Genomic DNA, 19,723 nt, shown 5'->3' with positions numbered 1-19,723 from the left:
CGTCACATCGCACAACTTACCAGAAAGTGGGTACCCCTCTGTGGGAAGGTACTCGTCGACGGAGTCGTTGACCCCGGCGTACCGCACCTCCGAAGACTCGAAAGGCATCCCATGACCATCGTCGTCACCGCCGCCACCGGCCGCCTCGGATCGCGCATCGTCGCGTCCCTCCTCGCCCGCGGCGCCGCCGCATCCGACGTGCTCGCCACCGCGCGCCGTCCTGAGGCCCTCGCCGACCTCGCCGCGCAGGGCGTCCGCACCGCGCGCCTCGAGTACACCGACGCCGACAGCGTCGCCGCCGCGATCCAGCCCGGCGACACCCTCGTGCTCGTCTCCGGCAGCGAGGTCGGCCAGCGCGTGCCGCAGCACACCACCGTCATCGAGGCCGCGAAGGCCGCGGGCGTCGGCCGGATCCTCTACACGAGCGTCCTCCGCGCCTCCACCACCGAGCTCTTCATCGCGGGCGAGCACAAGGCCACCGAGGAGGTGCTCGCCGCCTCGGGCGTGCCCGTCACGCTCCTCCGCAACGGCTGGTACACGGAGAACTACGCCGGCACGGTCGACTCCGTGAAGCAGTCCGGCGCGCTCCTCACGAGCGCCGGCGACGGCCGCGTCGCGAGCGCCACCATCGCCGAGTTCGCCGAGGCCACCGCGGTCGCGGCCCTCGACGACTCGCTCGCCGGCCAGACCCTCGAGCTCGCGGGCGACGAGCGCTGGACGCAGGACGACCTCGCGCAGGCGATCTCCGGCATCCTCGGCCAGCCCGTCCCCGTCTCGCAGGTGCCCGCGGAGGAGCACGCGCGGATCCTCGGCGGCGCCGGCCTCGACGAGGGCACCGTCGGCTTCGTCGTGGGCCTCGACGCCGCCACGCGCGCCGGCCAGCTCGACGACGAGACGGGCGACCTCGCGCGCCTCCTCGGCCGTCCCACCACGTCGCTCGCCGACGGCCTCCGCCAGGCGGTCGCGGGCGCCTGACCCGCCCGGATCCGCACCCGACGCGGATCCGCACGCCACGACGGCCCGTCCCCACGCGGGGGCGGGCCGTCGTGCGCTCTCGGCCTCAGCCCAGCGCGTCCCGCATCCGCGCGATCTCGTCCGGGCCGACCCGGCAGCAGCCGCCCACGAGGCTCGCGCCCGCCCGGATCCACGCGTCGACGGCCGGCAGCGCCGGGTCGCCGCCCCAGGCGCGCGCGACCGCGTCCCAGCGCTCGCCGGAGTTCGGGTAGACGACCACCGGCCGGTCGGTGACGCTCCGGGCCGCGGCGATAGCGGCCGGCACCTCCTCCGGGTGCGCGCAGTTGATCCCGACGGCGACGACCTCGTCGGCCTCATCCGCGAGCGCGAAGCCCTCGGCCATGGGCTCGCCCGAGCGCAGCCGCCCGCCCTCGACGGTGAACGCGAGCCACGCGGACGCGCCCGAGCCGCGCGCGAGGTCCACCAGCGCGCGGCCCTCGTCGAGGCTCGGGATGGTCTCGCACGCGAGGAGGTCGGCGCCCGCGTCGGCGAGCACGGCGAACCGCGGGGCGTGCCAGCGGCGGAGCTCGTCGCGCGTGAGGCCGCTGGATCCCGCGTACTCGGATCCGTCGCCGAGCGTCGCGCCGTAGGGGCCGACGGACGCGGCGATCCACCGGTCGCGGCCCGCCCCTGCGGCGTCCTCGCGGGCGACCTCGTCCCGCGCCTCGGCCGCGAGCCGCACGCTCGCCCGCAGCAGCGCCTCGGTGTCGGCCGTGCCCAGCCCGCGCGCCGCGAAGGCCTCGAAGCCCACCTGGTACGACGCCGTGATCGCCACGTCCGCGCCCGCGCGGAAGAACTCGGCGTGCGCCGCCCGCACCGCGTCGGGCTCGTCGGCGAGCACGCGCGCGCTCCACAGCGGATCCGACAGGTCGTGCCCGCGCGCCTCCAGCAGCGTGCCGAGGCCGCCGTCGAGCACCAGCGGGCGGTCGGGGAGCGGGAGCGGCCGGGTCATGCGCACATCCTGCCGGAGCACGGTGACGGATCCGCCATCCGCGACGCCCCGCGACACCGCCCGTCCGCCGCGTGCCCACCCGACCGCGAGCCGCCTGCGTCCCGGGTACCGTGGACGCGACGGTGGGAGTCCCGATGAAGGATGACGACGACGTCGACCTGGTGATCGACGCGTGGGGCGCCGCCATGCCCGACGTCGACTTCGCGCCGCTCGACGTGGTGTCGCGGCTCCGGCGCCTGCTGCCGCAGATGCAGCGGATCCGCGAGGGCGCGTTCGCCGCCGAGGGCCTCACCACGAGCGAGTTCGAGTTCCTGTCCGTGCTGCGTCAGCAGGGCGACGCGGGCCTCACGCGCGCCGGCCTCGCCGAGCGCCTCGGCACCGACACCGGCAGCCTCGTGCACCGGGTGAACCGGCTCACCGCGCGCTCGTTCATCACGCGCGAGGAGGATCCGGCGGGCGGCCGCAGCCGGCTCGTGGTGCTCACGCCGTTCGGCATCGAGCGCGTCGACCGGGCCATGCGCCGCCTCGTGGCCGACGAGGACGAGGTGCTCGCCGACCTCAGCCGCGAGCAGATCGCCACGCTCATCGACAGCCTGCGGGTCATCGCGCGCACGACCGAGCGGGTGCGGGCGCGACGCTCGTCCTGACGTCGGGCGCGTCGCCCGCGCCGGAGCACGATGGAGGGATGGCCGACACCGATCGCACCCCGCCCGCCGTCCTCTTCGACATCGACGAGACCCTCATCCACACGGGCGGGTCCGGCGCCCGCAGCTGGGCGATGGCGTTCCGCGACCTGCACGACGTCGAGGCCGACATCGGCGAGCACTCGTCGGCGGGGGAGACGGATCCGCAGGTCGGCGCCGCGACGTTCCGCGCCGTGATGGGCCGCGACCCCGAGCCCGCCGAGCTCGCCCGCCTCTACGCCTCCTATCTCCGCCACCTCGCCGACGACATCCGCGTCTCCGAGGGCTACCGCGTGCTCGACGGCGCGGAGGCGCTGCTCGACCGGCTCGCCGGCGCGGGCGTCGTGCTCGGCGTCGTCTCCGGCGCGATGGAGGGCGCGGCCCGCACCAAGATGGAGCCCGCCCGCCTCGGCCGGTTCTTCGTGTTCGGCGCGTACGGATCCGACGCACCCGACCGCGTCGACGTGGTCCGCCGCGCGATCGCGACCGCCGGCACCCTGCGCGGCGCTGCTCCCGCGCGCGACGAGGTGCTCGTCGTCGGCGACACCCCGAACGACATCACCTCCGCGCACGACGCGGGCGCGACCGCGGTGGGCGTCGCGAGCGGCCACTACTCGGCCGACGAGCTGCGCCACGCGGGCGCCGACCTCGTGCTCGACTCCCTCGAGGACCCGGCGCTGGAGCGGCTGCTCGGGCTCTGATCCCGAGCCGGCGACGCCTCCTAGCCCGCGGCCTCGGCCGCGTCGGCCTCCCCGCGCAGGAGGTCCTCGAGGGCGGCGCACGCGTCGACGCGGGTGGCCTCGACGTGCCGGCGCGCGAGATCCGCCGCCCGCTCGCCCTCGCGCCGCTCGACCAGCGCCAGCAGCTCACGGTGGTCGGCGAGCGAGTCGGTGCGCCGGGCGCTCGCGGCGGGCAGGTAGTGGAACCGCACGCGCTTCGACATCGACTCGACGACCTGCGCCAGCGTGCTGTTGTGCGCGGCGGCCGCGATCGCGACGTGGAAGTCGTAGTTGAGGCGCGCGAGGTCGGCCGGATCCGCGGCGCGCTCCTGCAGGCGGATCACCCGCTCGAGCTCGCGGAGGTCGTCTGCCGTGCGGCACCCCGCGGCGAGCTCGACGGCACGCGGCTCCACGAGCGCTCGCGCCTCGAACAGGTCCACCAGCTCGGACAGCACGCGCGGCCGCACCGACATGCCCTCGTGCGCGCGATGCACGACCCAGCCGTCGGCCTCGAGCGCCCGCAGCGCCTCGCGCACGGGGATGTGGCTCGTGCCCATCCGTTGGGCGACCTCATCGGCCTTCACGCGGGATCCGGGGGCGATGACGCCGCCGAGGATCTCCTCCTCGAGCAGGACGCGCACGCGCTCCGCGGCGCCGAGACGGGCGGGGACGAGGGCGGGGGAGGCCATTCCCTGATTATAGGATCCGCCGCCAGGCCGCCACCCAGACGTGTTTCACATCCCGGAAACACGACAGAAACGCCCGTGTGCGGCCGGGCTGTTCCTATAGGACGCAGCCGGATCCCCCGCCGGCGTCACCCGACTCCCAGGAGCTCCCATGTCGCACCCCGCTGCCCCGCCGGTCGCGCGCCACGCCGACCCCGCCGCCCCGGATCCCGCCGACCGCCCCGCGTTCTCCGAGTACGAGTCGGAGCCCGTGCCGCCCCACGCGCGCCGCCGCACCGCATCGGTCGCCGCCGTGTGGCTCGGCTTCCCGATGATCCTCACCTGCGCCGTCTTCGGCGGCCTGGTCGTGCACTCGCTCGGCTTCTGGCCGGGCATGGGCGCGATCGCGGTCGGCACGCTCGTCCTCATGGTCTACGTCGGGGCGCTGAGCTACCTGGCCGGTCGCAGCGGCGAGAGCTTCGCGCTCATGGCGATGCGCACGTTCGGCGCGAAGGGGTACGTCGTGCCGGCGGGCTTCCTCGCCACCGTGGTCATCGGCTGGTTCGCCTTCCAGACCGGGCTCACCGGATCCACCCTGCACGGCAGCCTCGGCTGGGACCAGACGGGCACCACGCTCGTGGCCGGCCTCCTCTTCGTCGCGGTCACGCTGCTCGGCATCCGCGCCCTCTCCTGGATCGGCGTGGTCGCCGCTCCCCTCTACCTCGTGCTCGGCGCGGTCGCCGTCGTCATCGTCGCGACCAGGTCGGGCGCCGCGGAGCTGCAGACCGCGCCCGCCGCGGGAGCCGGTGCGCTCAGCTTCGGCGCGGCAGTGACCCTCGTCGTCGCGCTCTTCGCCGACTCGGGCACCATGACCGCCGACTTCACGCGCTGGGCGCGCTCGGGCCGGCAGGCCGTGCTCGCGACCCTGGCGGCGTTCCCGTTCGGCAACGCGATCGCGCTGGTGGTCGGCGGCCTCGTCGTCGCGCTGGGCGGCGCGACCGACCCGGGCACCGCGGGCGGCGACTTCCTCGGGATCCTCGTCGCGCAGGGCGGTGCCCTCGTGCCGCTCGCCGTGCTCTTCGTGGTCGTGAACCTCGGATCCGTGTGCGCCCACTGCCTCTACAACGGCGCCGTCGGCTGGAGCCAGCTCACCGGCATGCGCATGCGCCGCACCACCCTGGTGCTCGGCGCGGTGGGCGTCGTCCTCGCGGTCGCCGGCATCTGGACCTACTTCGAGGTGTGGCTGAACCTGCTCGGCGTGATCGTGCCGCCCATCGGCGCCGTGCTCATCGTCGACCAGCTGCTGCTCGCCCCGCGGCGCGCGGCGACCGGATCCGTCGTCGCCCGCGGTGCCTGGCGTGCCCCCGCCTTCGTGGGCTGGGCGGTCGGCGCCGTCGTCGCGCTCGTCGCCCACGCGTACGCCGACTTCCTCTCCACGGCCGTCGTCGGGATGGTCGTCGGCGCGGTCGTCCTCGTCGTCGCGGACACCGCGGGGCGGGTGCGCGCCCCGCTGGCCGTGGCCGTCGACGCTGGGGAGGCCCGCTCGTGAGCGCGGTCGGCGCGCCCGCGACCGTCGCCGGCACCACGTCCGTCGCGGCGGATCCCTACGCCTGGCCCTACGACGGCACCGTCGACGTCGCCCGCACCGCCGTGGTCTGCATCGACTGGCAGGTCGACTTCTGCGGCGTCGGCGGCTATGTCGACCGCATGGGCTACGACCTCGCCCTCACCCGCGCGGGCCTCGCGCCCACCGTGCGGCTGCTCGAGCGGGTGCGCGCGCTCGGCATGACCGTGATCCACACCCGCGAGGGCCACCGCCCCGACCTCTCCGACCTCCCCGCGAACAAGCGCTGGCGGTCGGAGCGCGCGGGCGCCGAGATCGGCAGCGTCGGCCCGTGCGGGCGGATCCTCGTGCGCGGCGAACCCGGCTGGGAGATCGTCCCCGAGGTGGCCCCGCTCCCGGGCGAGCCCGTGATCGACAAGCCCGGCAAGGGCGCCTTCTACGCGACCGACCTCGACCTCGTGCTGCGGGCGCGCGGCATCGACCGGCTGATCCTCACGGGCATCACCACCGACGTGTGCGTCTCCACGACCATGCGCGAGGCGAACGACCGCGGCTACGAGTGCCTCGTGCTGTCCGACTGCACGGGCGCCACGGATCCGGCGAACCACGACGCGGCGCTGCGGATGGTCACGATGCAGGGCGGCGTGTTCGGCGCGGTCGCCGCATCGGGCGACGTGCTCGCCGCCCTCGCCGGGGCGCAGGTGCGCGCGTGAGCGGCGACATCGGTGCGGCCGGCGCGACGACTCCGCTGCCGGCCGTCGGATCCGCATCCGTCGTCGACCGCGTGGAGGCCGCATACGCGCGCATCGCCGAGGTCGACCGGCCCGAGGTGTGGATCACGCTGCTCGACCTGGCCGAGGCACGCGAACGTGCGGCCGAGCTCGACGACCGCATCGCCCGGCAGCCCGCGGGATCGCTGCCGCTAGCGGGCTGGCTCATCGCGGTGAAGGACAACATCGACGTCGCCGGGATGCCCACGACGGCCGCGTGCCCGTCCGCCGCCACGACGCCCGAGGACGACGCGCTCGCCGTCGCGCGCCTGCGGGAGGCCGGCGTGCTCGTGCTCGGCAAGACCAACCTCGACCAGTTCGCCACCGGTCTCGTCGGCACGCGCAGCCCCTACGGCGCCGTGCGGCACGCGACCCGGCCCGACCGCATCTCGGGCGGATCCAGCTCGGGCTCGGCGGTCGCCGTCGCGCTCGGCCTCGTCGACGTGGCGCTCGGCACCGACACCGCGGGATCCGGCCGCGTGCCCGCCGCCCTGCACGGCCTCGTCGGGATCAAGCCCACGCTCGGCCTCGTGCCCGCCACGGGCGTCGTGCCCGCCTGCCGCTCCTACGACACCGTGAGCGTGCTCGCCGCGGACCTCGCGACCGCGCAGCGCGCGCTCGCCGTGATGGTCGGGACCGACCCGGCGGATCCCGCCAGCCGCGACTGGCCGTCCACCACGCGCCTCGCGCCGCGCGGCGCGCCAGTGATCGGCGTTCCCGCCGACCGCGACCTCGCGCCCCTCTCGCCCGGCGCCCAGGCGGCGTTCGCGGCCGCGGTCGAGCGGATGCGCGACTCGGGCGCCGTCGTCGAGACGGTCGACCTCGGTCCCTTCCTCCGCGCCGCGCTCCTCCTCTACGAGGGCGCGCTCGTGGCGGAGCGCTGCGAAGCGGCCGGGGCGTCCGTGCTCGCGGACGCGCCGGACCTGGATCCCACGGTCGCGGGCATCGTGCGAGCGGCCCTCGGGATCCCCGCGCACCGGCTGGTGGAGGACCGCGCGCTGCTCGAGCGCCTGCGCGTCGCCGCCTGCGCGGTGTTCGACGCCCCGGGCGACGCACGCCGCGGGATCGACGCGCTGTTGCTGCCGACGACCACCGAGCACCCGACGCTCGCCGAGGTCGCCGCCGAGCCGGTCGCCGTCAACGCGCGCCTCGGCACGTACACGAACTTCGTGAACCTCTTCGACCTGTGCGCCGTCGCGGTGCCCGCGGGGGAGGCGGACGGATCCCCGTTCGGCGTCAGCCTCGTCGCGCCCGCCTTCGCGGACCAGGTCGTGCTCGACCTCGCGGGCCGCATCACAGGCGATCCCGCGCGGCCCGCGCTCCTGCCGACCGACGCGGTCGACGTGGTCGTGTTCGGCGCGCACCTGGGCGGGCAGCCGCTGCACCGCCAGCTCGGCGACCTCGGCGCGCGCTTCTCCCGCGACGTGCGCACGAGCGCGGCGTACCGCATGGCGCACCTCCCGGGCGAGCCCGCGCGACCCGGCGTCGCGCCGGCGCCCGACGGCGACGGCGTCCCGCTCGCGGGCGAGGCGTGGACCCTCACCCGCGCCGGCCTCGCCGCGTTCCTCGCCGGCATGGTCCGGCCCATGGCCCTCGGCCCGCTGGAGCTCGAGGACGGCACGTGGGCCGTCGGGTTCCTCTGCACCGACACGGCCGGCGCGCCCGACATCAGCGCGCACGGCGGGTGGATGCGGTACCTGGCGTCCCGCGGTCAGGCGGTCCCGGGCTCCTGATCCGCCGGCGCCGACCGCCACGGGCTGAGCTCGTGCGCGGCGGCCGGGGCTGCAGCGGCTGGGGCCGCCGCGGCCGCCCGCGCCGCGCGTCCCGCCCGGACCCGCGCGGGCCCGTCCTCCGCCGTGCCGCGCAGTCGCACGAGCTGCATCACGGCCACGCCCAGGAGCGCGATCTCGCCGAGGTCGCGCAGCGTGATCACCCCGACCATCACCGGCACGGCCTCGAGCAGCAGCAGGTACGCGTACGGGTAGACGAGCTGGGTGAGCGCGGCCACGACCAGCCCGAGGCGCGCCACGAGAGCCGTGCCGGGCGCGTGGCGGTCGTGCACGAGCATCACGATGATCGGCACGGCGAACCACGACACGTACTGCGGCGATCCGACCTTGTTCGTCACGATGAGGGCGGCGACGAGCGCCAGCGAGAGCGGCCCCATCAGCGCCGCGGGGGACGCGCCGCGGTGGTGCGCGCGGATCCCGAGGAGCGTCACGACGAGCACGACGCCGACCATGATCGGCGTGAGCGCGGCCGCGACGGCGTCGACCCCGGGGCCCGCGACCTGGAACGTGATGATGCCCAGGTCGTCGTACACGCGGTAACGCTCGTCGCCGCCGACGATGCGCCACAGCTGGTACAGCGCGGCGGTCGACTCGACCTGCAGCCCGCGGCCCGTCTGCTGGCCCACGAAGCCCAGCACGTTCGCGCCGCTGCCGAGGGCGAGGGATCCGGCGACGACGACGGCCGTCGTGCCGAGCGAGGTGGCGACGACCGTGCCGCGCGCGAGGCCGCGGCGGGCGATCACGGCCGTGAGCAGGAGCGCGGCCGGCCACACCTTGACCCAGGCGCCCACGGTGAGGAGCGCGGAGGCGAGGGCGGGACGGGTCGCGAGCACGACGAGGCCGGCGAGGGCGAGGGGCACGGTGACCGCATCGATCCGGCCGAGCGAGATCGGCCCGAGCGCCACGAGGAAGCCGAGCCACCAGGCGGCGGGCGCGAGGCCCCGCCCGCGGCGGATGCGGAGGAGCAGCGCGAACGCGGCGGCGTCGAGCAGCGTGATCAGCGCGAGCCACACCGTGCCGAAGAAGACCGCGCCGCCGAGGAGCGAGATGAGCATGGGCACGGCCGCGAGGATCGGGTACACCCACGGCAGGTCGACGCCCACCCAGCCGCGGCCCGTCATCCCCTCCTGCATCCAGATGCGGTAGATGCCCGTCACGTCGCCGAGGGCGGAGGTGGGGCCGATCAGGTTGAGCGTGATGAGCCAGAGGTGGCAGAGCGCGAAGGCCAGCCACGGCCGCGACATGATCCCGCGGGCCGGCGGGCGGACGGCGTGCGCGGCGAGTGACGCGTCCGCGGTCACCGGGCGGCGCCCTCTCGGCGCGCAGGCGGGTGCATGTCGGGTGGTTCTCCTGCGGTCGGGACGGACGGGGACGCGGCCCGCGGCGGCCGGAGCCCGGCTCGCGGACGCCCGGCCGGCGGGCGGCGCACCCGCGATGCTAGGACACGCGGTCGGCGGCCCGCCGTGAGCGGAGGGCCGCCGCGCGGTCAGGCGGTCCCGCGCAGCCGCGCGACCGTGCTCATCACGTGGTAGACGACGATCGCCGCGACGGTGCCGAGCGCGATGCCGTTGAACGAGACGGTGCCGAGGGTGAACGTGAAGGGCGCGATCGCGACGATGAGCGCGGTCGCCGCCGTGAGCTGGTTGACGGGCTTGGCGAAGTCCACCTCGTTGTCGAGCCAGATCTTCACGCCGATGATCCCGATGAGGCCGTACAGCGCGGTCGTCACGCCGCCGAGCACGCCGGCGGGGATCGTGTTGATCACGGCGCCGACCTTGGGCGAGAGCCCGAGCAGCACGGCGAACGCGCCGGCCACCCAGTAGGCGGCGGTCGAGTAGACGCGCGTCGCGGCCATCACGCCGATGTTCTCGCCGTAGGTCGTGGTGCCGGATCCGCCGCCGAGGCCCGCGAGCACGGTCGCGAGGCCGTCGGCCAGCAGCGCGCGGCCGGTCAGCTCGTTCACGCTCCCGTCGGTCATCTGCGCGACGCCGCGGATGTGGCCCACGTTCTCGGCGACGAGCACGAGCACCACGGGCAGGAACGCGGGCAGCAGCGCCCAGAACTGCGGCGTGATCTCGGGCGCGTGGAACTCGGGCAGGCCGATCCACGCGGCGGCCTCGATCTTGGAGTAGTCGATCTCCTGGCGGATCGCCGCGACGACGTACCCGACGACCACGCCGAGCACGATGGAGAGCCGGCCGAGGATCCCGCGGAACAGCACCGTCGAGAGGATCACGGCGGCGAGCGTGATGGTCGCCGTCACGGGCGCCAGCACGAAGTTGTCGCGCGCGGCCGACGCCAGGTTGAAGCCGATGAGCGCCACGATCGCGCCGGCGACGACGGGCGGCAGCAGCGCGTCGATCCAGCCGGTGCCGGTGAGCTGCACGATGCCGCCGACGGTCGCGAGCATCACGCCGACGGCCACGATGCCCGCGAGCGCGGCCCCGATCCCGCCGCCGCCCGCCGCCGTGGCCGCGTTCGCCGCGGTGATCGGCGCGATGAACGCGAAGGACGACCCGAGGTAGCTGGGCAGCCGGTTCTTCGTGATGAGGAGGAAGAGGATCGTGCCGATCCCGGAGAAGAACAGCGTGGTCGTGGGCGGGAAGCCCGTGAGCGCGGGCACGAGGAAGGTCGCGCCGAACATCGCGACGACGTGCTGCAGCCCCAGCCCGATGGTGCGCGGCCAGGTGAGGCGCTCGCCGGGGCCGACGACCGCGGAGGTCTCCACCGTCCGTCCGTCGCCGTGGAGGGTCCAGATCTGTCGGGCCATGATCGCCTGCTCTCGCGCGGGTGTGTGGGGAGACGCCCCGATCGGCGAGCGTACCGACGCCGTGTTGCGGTGGCGTTTCCGGGGGCGGATCCCGCGCGTCTCGCGTCAGCCCCGGCGGGCCGCCAGCCAGTTCGCGACGGCCCAGACCCCGGCGAGCACGAGCATCTGCGCCAGGACGTACCAGTGGACCTGGCCCATCAGCGTCGTCACGAAGAACGTGCCGACGGTCATCACGAGCGCCGCGACGCCAACGGCGGCGAAGCCCTTCTGCGCCAGGAGCCCGTCGCGCTCGTCGCGGTACTCGAGCCCGTTGATGCGCGTGACGTCGGACGCCGTGGGCCGGGCCGCGTGGAGCGCGCTGCCCAGCAGGATGACGGCCATGACCGCGAGCGTGATGGCGTTGTAGAGGTTGCCCGCGATCACGGCGACGAGGGCGCCGAGCAGCAGCACCCCGGTGATGATCGCGTTCACGCGGGAGACCCCGCGGCGTTCAGTCGTCTTCGACATGGAAGACCTCCTCGACGGATCGGTGGAAGAAGCGGGCCGCCTTCACGGCGAGCGCGAGCGACGGGTCGTAGCGGCCCGTCTCGATGGCGTTGATCGTCTGGCGGGAGACGCCGAGCGCGTCGGCGAGGGACTGCTGGGAGAGCCCGGCCGCCGTCCGGAGCCCCCTGACCTCGCTGCGCATGGGTGACAAGCTAGCTTGACACTCCCGAGGTGTCAAGCGCGCTTGTCATCGCGGTCGACGGATCCCCGCCGGTCGCTCCCGGGCCGCACGCGGCCGACGCCCCTAGGCTCGTGCCCATGAGCGCCGAGACACCTCCGACCGGGATCCGCACCGACGAGCTGGACGAGGGGGTGCGCCCGCAGGACGACCTCTACCTCCACGTGAACGGGCGCTGGCTCGACCGCACCGAGATCCCCGACGACAAGGCGCGCTGGGGCTCGTTCCACCAGCTCGCCGAGGCGGCCGAGGACGCCGTGCGCGTGATCATCGAGGAGGCCGTCGACGCCGCGCCCGGCACCGAGGAGCGCAAGACCGGCGACCTCTTCACGAGCTTCATGGACGTCGAGCGCGTCGAGCGCCTCGGTGTCGACCCGATCCGCGACCACCTCGACGCGGCGGCCGCCGTCACCGACGTGCCGTCCTTCCTCCGCACGCTCGGCACGCTCGAGCAGACGAACGTCCCCGGCCTGCTCGGCCTCTTCGTCGACAACGACCCGGGCGACCCCGAGCGCTACGTCGTGCAGATCGAGCAGGGCGGCATCGGCCTGCCCGACGAGAGCTACTACCGCGAGGAGGGCCACGCCGCGATCCGCGACGCGTACCGCGCCTTCGTCGAGCGCATGCTCGACCTCGCCGGCCTCGACGACGCGTCCGCCCGCGCCGACCGGATCCTCGACCTCGAGACCCGCATCGCCGCCGCCCACTGGGACAACGTCCGCACCCGCGACAGCCAGGCCACCTACAACCTCGTCACGTGGGCCGAGCTCCGCGCGCTCGTGGCGAAGGCCGCCGGCGCCGACCTCGACGTCTGGCGCGACGCCATCGAGGCGCCCGCCGCCGCGCTCGACGAGGTCGTGCTGCGCGAGCCGAGCTTCGCCGAGGGCCTCGGCGCGCTGCTGACCGACGCCGAGATCCCGGCGCTCCGCGACTGGCTCAGCTGGCAGGTCATCCGCTCGAACGCGGCGCTGCTGCCGAAGGCCTTCTCGGAGGCGTCCTTCGACTTCTACGGCCGCACGCTCACGGGCGCGCCCGAGCAGCGCGTGCGGTGGAAGCGCGGCGTCTCGCTGGTCGAGGGATCCATGGGCGAGGCCATCGGCCGCATCTACGTCGAGCGACATTTCAGCCCCACCGCCAAGGCCGAGATGGACGTGCTCGTCGGGCACCTCGTCGAGGCGTACCGGCGGTCCATCTCCGGCCTCGAGTGGATGACGGCGGAGACCCGCGGGAGGGCGCTCGAGAAGCTCGAGAAGTTCACGCCGAAGATCGGCTTCCCCGACACGTGGCGCGACTACTCGGCGCTCGAGATCGACCCGACGGACCTCGTGGGCAACGTGCGCGCGACCGCCCGCTTCGAGACGCATCGCGAGCTCGCGAAGATCGGCGCCCCGCTCGATCGCGACGAGTGGTTCATGACTCCGCAGACCATCAACGCGTACTACAACCCGGGCTTCAACGAGATCGTGTTCCCGGCCGCGATCCTGCAGTTCCCGTTCTTCGACGAGGCGCGCGACCCGGCCGCGAACTACGGCGCGATCGGCGCGGTCATCGGCCACGAGATCGGCCACGGCTTCGACGACCAGGGCTCGCGCTACGACGGCGACGGCCGCCTCACCGACTGGTGGACCCCGGCCGACCGCGCGGCGTTCGAGGACCGGACGGCGTCGCTCATCCAGCAGTACGACGCCCTCGTGCCGGCGCAGCTGACGGCCGACGACGCCCCGCACGTCAACGGCGCGCTCACCATCGGCGAGAACATCGGCGACCTCGGCGGCCTCTCCATCGCGTGGAAGGCGTACCTCCTCTCGCTCGAGGGCGCCGAGCCGCCGGTCATCGACGGCCTCACGGGCGCCGAGCGCTTCTTCCTCTCCTGGGCGCAGGCCTGGCAGCAGAAGGGCCGCGACGCCGAGGTGATGCGGCTGCTCGCCATCGACCCGCACGCGCCGAACGAGTTCCGCTGCAACCAGATCGTCCGCAACATCGACGCGTTCTACGACACGTTCGGCGTGCAGCCGGGCGACGGCCTCTGGCTCGACGAGGAGGCCCGCGTCACCATCTGGTGACGCGCCCGGCGATGAGCGGGCGATGAGCGCGACCGGCGAGGATCCGCGACGCCGCTCCCGGCACGCCGGGGGCGGTCCCGCGCGCCACGCGGGGCAGGAGCCGACCGACGGCTTCCGCTCCGCGTTCCGCGCGCTCGGCGGCCTCGCCCTCGATGGGATGCGGGTCGCGGCCCGCGCGACCGACCTCGACTCGGGCGACGTCGTGCTCGCGGTCGACGACCACGTCGCGCTGCCCGCGGCCGGCCTCGGCCGCGTGCTCCTCCTCGTCGAGCTCTCCGCGCGCATGACGTCGGGCGACCTCTCGCCGCTGCACCTCGTGGATCGCCGGCTGGACGACGAGGGCGGCACCGCGGGCCTCTGGCGCCACCTCGTGGTGCCGTCGCTGCCCGTCACCGACCTCGCGTCCCTCGTCGGCGCGACGGGCGACGCGGCCGCCACCAACGCGCTCCTCGGGCTCGTCGGCCTCGACGCCGTCCGCACGCGCGCCGAGTCGCTCGGCCTCCGTCGCACGGCGCTCCTCGACGTGGCGCGCGGCACCCGCGGGCCGGACGACGCCCCGCAGCTCTCCGTGGGATCCGCGCGCGAGCTCGCGTCGCTCTTCGCCTCGCTCGTGCACGGCGAGGTCGTCGACGAGGAGACGAGCACGCGCGTGGTCGGCTGGCTCGCGCTCAACACCGACCGCTCGATGGTCGCCGCGTCCTTCGGGCTCGACGCGCCCGTGGGCCGCGGCGGCGAGCACGGCATGGCGCTCGTCGACTGCACGGGCGTCGACGCGGGCGTGCGGGCCGAGGCGGGCGTGCTCCGCGGGCCGCGCGGCGCGGTCGCCTACGCCGTCATGGTCCACTTCGACGACGCCGACCTCCGCGCCCGCCTCGCCGTGCGCGACGCCCTGGGCGTGGTCGGGCTCGACCTGCTGGAGCACGTGCACTGAGCCGCGCGGATCCGGCCGCCCACCGGTCGTGGATCCCCCCGGGCGTAGAGTCGGATGTCGCCCGCCACCCCTCCCGGGCGACGGAGGAGACCCCCACGATGACCGGCATGAACCCCGCCACCGCCAAGCGCCTCGCCCGCGACGACGTGGCGCCGATGTACGCGGAGGTGGACGCGGCCATCGCGCGCGCCGAGATCCCCGGCACCCCGGAGTGGCAGGAGAAGGTCCGCGGCCGCATCGTCATGGTGCGCCACGGGCAGACCGAGTGGAGCGTCAACGGGCGCCACACCGGCACGACCGACATCCCCCTCACCGCGACCGGCGAGGAGCAGGCCCGCGCGGTCGGCGGCGTGCTCGCGGGCACCGGGTTCGGCCTCGTACTCGCGAGCCCCCGCTCGCGCGCCCAGCGCACCGCCGAGCTCATCGGCTACGGCGACCAGGCCGAGGTCGACGACCGGCTCGTCGAGTTCGACTACGGCGCGTACGAGGGCCGCACCACCGCCGACATCCAGTCCGAGCGCGGCCACTGGGACCTCTGGACCGACGGCGTGCCCGCGGGCGACACCCCCGGCGAGACGTCCCAGCAGGTCCGCGACCGCGTGCTCCAGGTGCTCGAGCGCGTGCTGCCCGTGCTCGAGTCGGGCCAGGACGTGCTCCTCGTCGCCCACGCGCACGTGATCCGCGCCCTCGCCGTCGCGTGGGTCGGCCTGCCCGCGGAGGCCGGCGGGATCCTCACCCTCTCCACCTCGACGCTCAGCGAGCTCGGCTTCGAGCACGGCCGCCACGCGATCATGCGCTGGAACTGCCCGGCGGACGGCTGGGCGCCGTCGCCCGTGGGCGGCAGCCGGTAGCGGCGCCGTCGCCGGGGCGCCGTCCTGACACGGCCCGGCGCGTAGGATCGCCCCTCGTGGCACAGAAGAAGAAGCGCACCCGGCAGGCCCCCTCGTCCGCAGCCCGCACCCGCCCGGGATCGCCCGCGAAGGCGCGCTCCGGCAACCCGGCCGAGGTGCGGAAGGCCACCGCGCGCGACTGGATCTCCGGCGCCCGCATCCGCACCCTCCCGCTCGCCGTCGCCCCCGTCGCGATCGGCGCGGGAGCCGCTCGCGCGCTCGGCCCCGACGAGGGCGTCTCCCTCGGCCTCGCGCTCCTCTGCCTCGCCGTCGCGGTGCTGCTCCAGATCGGCGTGAACTACGCCAACGACTACTCCGACGGCGTCCGCGGCACCGACGACGTGCGCGTCGGCCCGGCCCGCCTCACCGGATCCGGCGCCGCGAAGCCCCGCACCGTGCTCACCGTCGCGCTCGCCTTCTTCGGCCTCGCCGCAGTCGCGGGCCTCGCCATCGTGCTCATCACCGGCCACTGGTGGCTGCTCGCGGTCGGAGCCGTCGCCATCGTCGCGGCCTACTTCTACACCGGCGGCAAGCGCCCCTACGGCTACGCGGGACTCGGCGACGTGGTGGTCTTCGTCTTCTTCGGGCTGGTCGCGACCGCGGGCACGCAGTTCATCCTCATCGGCATGATCACGGGCGAGGGCTGGCTGGGCGGCGTCGCGGCGGGCGGATTCGCGTGCGCGGTGCTCATGGTCAACAACATCCGCGACATCGAGCAGGACGGCAAGGTCGGCAAGCGCACCCTCGCGGTGCGGCTCGGCCCGCGCGGCTCGCGGATCGTCTACTGCGTCGAGATCGCGATCGCCTACGGGGCCGTGGTGTTCTTCTTCCTCTTCTACCCGAAGGCGCTGCTCGTGCTGTTCACGCTCGTGCTCGCGCTGCCGGCCGCGATCATCGCGTGCACGGGCCGCACCCCGAAGGAGCTGATCCTGTCGCTCCAGCTCACGAGCATGGCCGCGCTCACGTTCGGCCTGGGCCTCGGGGCGGCGTTCGCGTTCTGAGCCCGGTGGATCCCGCGCTCGTCCGCGCGCTCGCGGCCGACCACGAGACGTGGGCGACCGACGACCCGCGGCTCCTCGCGATCCGCGAGCGTGCGGGCGCGCGTCGACGGACGGTGCTCGTGGTCGACGCGGTGCTCGAGGTGTGGTGGGCGGAGCGCCGGGCGGCGGATCCCGAGCGTGCGGGCGCCGCGCTCGCTGCGCACGTCTCCCGGGCGGTGGCCGAGGCGCGACCGGGGGAGCGGTACCTCGTGCTCGACGGCGGGCGCCTCACGCCGTCGACGCGCACGACCCCGCCCGCGGTGCGCGAGACGGCTCCGACGACGGGCGGCCGGTGGGTCGCCTACGTGCCGATCGAGGGCGACGGATCCGCGGACCCGGGCTGACGCGCGCGGCTCAGCTGCGCTCGGCCTCGCCATCGGTGCGCGGCGTCGCGGCGGCCGTCGACGCGGATCCGGCACCCGGCGCGGTCTCGCCCGCCATCCCGGGCGCACCGGCAGCCCGGGCCCGGCGCTCGGCGGCGTCCACCGCCGCGTCCTCGGAGTCATCGTCCTCGACAGGCGCCTTGCGGCCGGCCGCGATCGCCGCGAGATCCGCCGCCATGGCCTCGCGCTGCTTGCGCAGGAAGATGTACGACCCGCAGAACGACACCACGGCGCCGATGACCGCGGCGAGCGGCCAGAAGTCCGGGCTCACGGCGACCACCAGCCCGAACGGGACGGCGAACAGGAGGATGCGGACGACGGTGTAGACGAGCCAGTAGCGACGGGAACTCACCGGGTCAGCATAGGTCGGTCGCCTGGGCGGGCCCCTCCCCTGCACAGGCCGCCGCCGTCCAGCCGGGGTCCGGCCGCCGCCCCCTTCCCGCTCGCTGGACGCCCGGCGTCCTCCCCGGTTGCGGAGCTACCATCGGGAGATGCCCCGCCTGTTGATCGGTCTCGCCGTCGTGATCGTGTTCTTCACGGTCTTCGTCATCGTGGACACCTCCCTGACGCCGCGGACCCGCATGCGCGGCCTCCCCAAGCCCGCGTGGATCGCGGTGGTCGTCCTGGTGCCCGTCATCGGCGGCATCCTGTGGCTCGTCATCGGCAAGGACCGCACCGACCTCGCCCGTGCATCCGGCCGGCGCCTCGGCCCCGACGACGACCCCGACTTCCTCTCCGGCCTCGGCCGCACGCGATCGGAGGAGGAGCGGATCCGCCGCCTCGAGCAGGAGCTCGCCGACCTCGACAGCGACGGCACGGGTCCGGACGACCCGCAGGAGCCGGGCCCCACGAGCGGCCCGACCCGGCCGAACCGCGACGACGACGACCGGGCGCCTGGCCGCCGGGACGCCTGACCGCCGGTGACCTCGACCGAGTCCCGCGCCTCCCTGCCGTCCTCCACCTCGCCCCGCACGGGCAACCCCTCCACGGATCGCGCGCTCGCGATGCTCCTGGCCCTCGTCGGCGAGGGCGTCACCGACATCGTGCTCTGCCCCGGATCCCGCTCCCAGGCCCTCGCGCTCGTCGCGGCGGAGCTGGAGCGCGTCGACGGCGTGCGCCTGCACGTGCGCATCGACGAGCGGGCGGCCGGGTTCCTCGCGCTCGGCCTCGGCGTCGAGTCCGGCCGGCCGGCACCCGTCATCACGACCTCCGGCACGGCCGTCGCGAACCTGCACCCCGCCGTGCTCGAGGGCTGGCACTCGGGCGTCCCGATGCTGCTGCTCACGGGTGACCGCCCGGCGGAGCTCCGCGGCATCGCGAGCAACCAGACCACCCGCCAGCCGGGCATGTTCGGCGACCGGGTGGTCGTCGTCGACGTCCCGGCGCCCGAGGAGACCGACGAGGACCTGTCGCGCGACGCGCGTCTCGCGCGCGACGCGCGTCTCGCGCGCGACGCGTACCGTCGGGCCCGCGACGAGCGGACGCCCGTGCACGTGAACGTGGCGTTCCGGGATCCGCTGTCCGTCGCGGTGCCGGATCTCGCGGAGGCCGTCGCGGAGGCGCATGCCGCCGCAGATGCCGAGGCCGCCGCCGCGCCTGCGCCCGCCGGGCCGACCGCCGCCGACGTCCTCGACCTCCCGCACGGCCCGCGCACCCTCGTCGTCGCCGGCCACGCCGCGGGCGAGGCCGCAGAGGAGCTCGCGCGCGCCGGCGGCTGGCCGCTCGCCGCCGAGATCTCGAGCGGTTCCCACTTCGGCCCGAACCTCGTCGTCTCCTTCCGCGAGCTGCTCGCACGCCCCGGCTTCGGCGACCGCGTCGAGCGCGTCATCGTGTTCGGCCACCCCACGCTCACCCGAGAGGTCCCGCTGCTCGTGGGTCGCGAGGACGTCGAGGCGATCGTCGTCGGATCCACCGGCGGCGAGGACTACGACCCGCGCCACCGCGTCACCGCCCACCCGGCCGCCGTGCGCGTGGTCGGCGAGCCCGCGGATCCGGCCGAGGCCCGCCGCTGGACCGGCACGTGGGTGCAGGCGAGCCGCGCGATCCTCGACGAGGCGAGCGCCGCGGAGTCCGCGCCGCTCCTGCCCTCGGGCACCACGCCCGCCGAGCGCCGCGACTTCGCGCGCGCCGAGCTCGCCGCCGTGCGCGCCGACGTCACCCGCCGCCACCTCGTGCGCGCGCTCTGGCAGGCCACGTGGCCGCACGACCGGCTCGTGCTCGGGGCGTCGCGGCTCATCCGCGAGGCCGACCGGGCGCTCCCCGGCAAGCGGGTCCGCGTGCACGCCAACCGCGGTCTCGCCGGCATCGACGGCACGATCTCCACGGGCCTCGGCATCGCGCTCGCCTCCCAGGCCGGATCCGGCAGCGCGGCCGCCGGGATCACGCGCGTGCTCGTCGGCGACCTCACGCTCCTGCACGACGTCGGCTCGCTGCTCATCGGCACGGGCGAACGGGTGCCGCGGATCCAGGTCATCGTCGGCAACGACGGCGGCGGCACGATCTTCGACGGCCTCGAGGTGGCGAACACGGCCGCGCCCGCCGCCATCGACCGCGTCATGTTCACGCCGCAGCGGGTGGATCTCGCGAGCCTCGCGAAGGCCTACGGCTGGACGCACCTGCGCGCCGCGACCCACGGCGAGCTGGAGGCGGCGCTCACGACCGCGTCCGGGGCGCCGCTGCTCATCGAGGTGCCGCTGGTCCGGTAGCGCCTCCGCCCGGTCCGGTGCCCGGCCGGGGCTCGGGTCGAATCCGCGGATCGAACCCAT

At 75.1% G+C, this 19,723-nt stretch carries 20 protein-coding genes; 13 read left to right on the top strand and 7 right to left on the bottom strand.

All coding sequences use genetic code 11. The annotated features are described in order from the left end of the window. Window positions 1–111 precede the first annotated feature (111 nt). Window positions 112–975, top strand: coding sequence for an SDR family oxidoreductase (locus K0V08_RS10130; RefSeq protein WP_012039519.1), 864 nt, complete (start codon window positions 112–114; stop codon window positions 973–975). Window positions 976–1,060: 85 nt separating this feature from the next. On the opposite strand, the gene mmuM is transcribed toward K0V08_RS10130, so the two are convergent. Then, a complete protein-coding gene (gene mmuM / locus K0V08_RS10125) occupies window positions 1,061–1,966 on the bottom strand; it encodes a homocysteine S-methyltransferase (protein ID WP_079534283.1) in 906 nt (301 codons plus the stop codon). Window positions 1,967–2,100: 134 nt separating this feature from the next. Between mmuM and K0V08_RS10120 the strand changes: the two genes are divergently transcribed. Beyond that, a complete protein-coding gene (locus K0V08_RS10120; protein WP_012039517.1) occupies window positions 2,101–2,613 on the top strand; it encodes a MarR family winged helix-turn-helix transcriptional regulator in 513 nt (170 codons plus the stop codon). A gap of 38 nt (window positions 2,614–2,651) precedes the next feature. Next, entirely contained in the window at window positions 2,652–3,350 is a 699-nt protein-coding gene (locus tag K0V08_RS10115) for an HAD family hydrolase (protein WP_079533990.1), read from the top strand. 20 nt (window positions 3,351–3,370) lie between these two features. On the opposite strand, the gene K0V08_RS10110 is transcribed toward K0V08_RS10115, so the two are convergent. Then, on the bottom strand, window positions 3,371–4,057 hold the full coding sequence (locus K0V08_RS10110; protein ID WP_079533992.1) for a GntR family transcriptional regulator: 687 nt from the start codon (window positions 4,055–4,057) through the stop codon (window positions 3,371–3,373). Window positions 4,058–4,205: 148 nt separating this feature from the next. On the opposite strand from K0V08_RS10110, the gene K0V08_RS10105 reads away from it, so the two are divergent. Genes K0V08_RS10105 through atzF form a run of 3 tightly spaced genes read left to right on the top strand, consistent with a single transcriptional unit; the run spans window position 4,206 to window position 8,100 of the window. Continuing rightward, the gene (locus K0V08_RS10105; RefSeq protein WP_079533994.1) at window positions 4,206–5,582 is read left to right on the top strand and encodes a purine-cytosine permease family protein; all 1,377 of its coding nucleotides are present in this window, start codon (window positions 4,206–4,208) and stop codon (window positions 5,580–5,582) included. Further along, entirely contained in the window at window positions 5,579–6,310 is a 732-nt protein-coding gene (gene biuH / locus K0V08_RS10100; RefSeq protein WP_079533996.1) for a biuret amidohydrolase, read from the top strand. Before K0V08_RS10105 ends, biuH begins: the two co-directional genes overlap by 4 nt. Continuing rightward, window positions 6,307–8,100, top strand: coding sequence for an allophanate hydrolase (atzF, locus tag K0V08_RS10095; RefSeq protein ID WP_079533998.1), 1,794 nt, complete (start codon window positions 6,307–6,309; stop codon window positions 8,098–8,100). Before biuH ends, atzF begins: the two co-directional genes overlap by 4 nt. Here the strand turns inward: atzF and K0V08_RS10090 are convergent. From K0V08_RS10090 to K0V08_RS10075, 4 genes are all read right to left on the bottom strand, one after another. After that, entirely contained in the window at window positions 8,079–9,458 is a 1,380-nt protein-coding gene (locus K0V08_RS10090; RefSeq protein ID WP_079534000.1) for a glycosyltransferase family 87 protein, read from the bottom strand. The genes atzF and K0V08_RS10090 overlap by 22 nt on opposite strands. Before the next feature lie 185 nt (window positions 9,459–9,643). Then, on the bottom strand, window positions 9,644–10,927 hold the full coding sequence (locus tag K0V08_RS10085) for a uracil-xanthine permease family protein (protein ID WP_079534002.1): 1,284 nt from the start codon (window positions 10,925–10,927) through the stop codon (window positions 9,644–9,646). A 105-nt stretch (window positions 10,928–11,032) separates the two neighbouring features. After that, the gene (locus tag K0V08_RS10080) at window positions 11,033–11,434 is read right to left on the bottom strand and encodes a hypothetical protein (RefSeq protein ID WP_079534004.1); all 402 of its coding nucleotides are present in this window, start codon (window positions 11,432–11,434) and stop codon (window positions 11,033–11,035) included. Further along, window positions 11,418–11,615, bottom strand: a complete 198-nt coding sequence (locus tag K0V08_RS10075) for a helix-turn-helix transcriptional regulator (RefSeq protein ID WP_015491381.1) — start codon at window positions 11,613–11,615, stop codon at window positions 11,418–11,420. The genes K0V08_RS10080 and K0V08_RS10075 overlap by 17 nt, the downstream gene beginning before the upstream one ends. Before the next feature lie 116 nt (window positions 11,616–11,731). Here K0V08_RS10075 and K0V08_RS10070 point away from each other — a divergent pair, with 116 nt between their 5' ends. The 5 genes from K0V08_RS10070 (at window position 11,732) to K0V08_RS10050 (ending at window position 16,919) form a co-directional block, all read left to right on the top strand. Next, window positions 11,732–13,714 (top strand): M13 family metallopeptidase, encoded by a 1,983-nt coding sequence (locus K0V08_RS10070; protein WP_079534005.1) that lies wholly within the window; start codon window positions 11,732–11,734, stop codon window positions 13,712–13,714. A 22-nt stretch (window positions 13,715–13,736) separates the two neighbouring features. Continuing rightward, the gene (locus K0V08_RS10065) at window positions 13,737–14,645 is read left to right on the top strand and encodes a serine hydrolase (protein ID WP_012039506.1); all 909 of its coding nucleotides are present in this window, start codon (window positions 13,737–13,739) and stop codon (window positions 14,643–14,645) included. A 107-nt stretch (window positions 14,646–14,752) separates the two neighbouring features. Further along, window positions 14,753–15,496: a histidine phosphatase family protein gene (locus K0V08_RS10060; RefSeq protein ID WP_406567219.1), complete on the top strand. Its 744-nt coding sequence runs from the start codon at window positions 14,753–14,755 to the stop codon at window positions 15,494–15,496. 56 nt (window positions 15,497–15,552) lie between these two features. Then, window positions 15,553–16,536, top strand: a complete 984-nt coding sequence (locus K0V08_RS10055; RefSeq protein ID WP_086503610.1) for a 1,4-dihydroxy-2-naphthoate polyprenyltransferase — start codon at window positions 15,553–15,555, stop codon at window positions 16,534–16,536. A gap of 5 nt (window positions 16,537–16,541) precedes the next feature. Beyond that, window positions 16,542–16,919: a hypothetical protein gene (locus tag K0V08_RS10050; protein ID WP_079534009.1), complete on the top strand. Its 378-nt coding sequence runs from the start codon at window positions 16,542–16,544 to the stop codon at window positions 16,917–16,919. Window positions 16,920–16,929: 10 nt separating this feature from the next. On the opposite strand, the gene K0V08_RS10045 is transcribed toward K0V08_RS10050, so the two are convergent. Next, window positions 16,930–17,310, bottom strand: a complete 381-nt coding sequence (locus tag K0V08_RS10045) for a DUF4229 domain-containing protein (protein WP_012039502.1) — start codon at window positions 17,308–17,310, stop codon at window positions 16,930–16,932. A 139-nt stretch (window positions 17,311–17,449) separates the two neighbouring features. On the opposite strand from K0V08_RS10045, the gene K0V08_RS10040 reads away from it, so the two are divergent. Together K0V08_RS10040 and menD are read left to right on the top strand one after the other, a co-directional pair. Then, window positions 17,450–17,872 carry a PLD nuclease N-terminal domain-containing protein gene (locus tag K0V08_RS10040; protein ID WP_012039501.1) on the top strand — a complete coding sequence of 141 codons (423 nt, stop codon included), beginning with the start codon at window positions 17,450–17,452 and terminating at the stop codon, window positions 17,870–17,872. 90 nt (window positions 17,873–17,962) lie between these two features. Beyond that, window positions 17,963–19,663 (top strand): 2-succinyl-5-enolpyruvyl-6-hydroxy-3-cyclohexene-1-carboxylic-acid synthase, encoded by a 1,701-nt coding sequence (menD, locus tag K0V08_RS10035; RefSeq protein WP_169716130.1) that lies wholly within the window; start codon window positions 17,963–17,965, stop codon window positions 19,661–19,663. Window positions 19,664–19,723: the final 60 nt, after the last annotated feature.

It is taken from the genome of Clavibacter michiganensis, assembly GCF_021216655.1.
GTDB classification, from domain to species: Bacteria; Actinomycetota; Actinomycetes; order Actinomycetales; family Microbacteriaceae; genus Clavibacter; species Clavibacter michiganensis.
This window is presented reverse-complemented; position numbering and strand designations above follow the sequence as displayed.

Coding starts and splice junctions, on each gene's coding strand:
- K0V08_RS10040 (WP_012039501.1), top strand. CDS start 17,450: ATGCCCCGCCTGTTGATCGGTCTCGCCGTCGTGATCGTGTTCTTCACG.
- K0V08_RS10085 (WP_079534002.1), bottom strand. CDS start 10,927: ATGGCCCGACAGATCTGGACCCTCCACGGCGACGGACGGACGGTGGAG.
- menD (WP_169716130.1), top strand. CDS start 17,963: ATGCTCCTGGCCCTCGTCGGCGAGGGCGTCACCGACATCGTGCTCTGC.
- K0V08_RS10065 (WP_012039506.1), top strand. CDS start 13,737: ATGAGCGCGACCGGCGAGGATCCGCGACGCCGCTCCCGGCACGCCGGG.
- K0V08_RS10070 (WP_079534005.1), top strand. CDS start 11,732: ATGAGCGCCGAGACACCTCCGACCGGGATCCGCACCGACGAGCTGGAC.
- K0V08_RS10075 (WP_015491381.1), bottom strand. CDS start 11,615: ATGCGCAGCGAGGTCAGGGGGCTCCGGACGGCGGCCGGGCTCTCCCAG.
- K0V08_RS10120 (WP_012039517.1), top strand. CDS start 2,101: ATGAAGGATGACGACGACGTCGACCTGGTGATCGACGCGTGGGGCGCC.
- K0V08_RS10130 (WP_012039519.1), top strand. CDS start 112: ATGACCATCGTCGTCACCGCCGCCACCGGCCGCCTCGGATCGCGCATC.
- mmuM (WP_079534283.1), bottom strand. CDS start 1,966: ATGACCCGGCCGCTCCCGCTCCCCGACCGCCCGCTGGTGCTCGACGGC.
- K0V08_RS10115 (WP_079533990.1), top strand. CDS start 2,652: ATGGCCGACACCGATCGCACCCCGCCCGCCGTCCTCTTCGACATCGAC.
- K0V08_RS10080 (WP_079534004.1), bottom strand. CDS start 11,434: ATGTCGAAGACGACTGAACGCCGCGGGGTCTCCCGCGTGAACGCGATC.
- K0V08_RS10060 (WP_406567219.1), top strand. CDS start 14,753: ATGAACCCCGCCACCGCCAAGCGCCTCGCCCGCGACGACGTGGCGCCG.
- K0V08_RS10110 (WP_079533992.1), bottom strand. CDS start 4,057: ATGGCCTCCCCCGCCCTCGTCCCCGCCCGTCTCGGCGCCGCGGAGCGC.
- K0V08_RS10105 (WP_079533994.1), top strand. CDS start 4,206: ATGTCGCACCCCGCTGCCCCGCCGGTCGCGCGCCACGCCGACCCCGCC.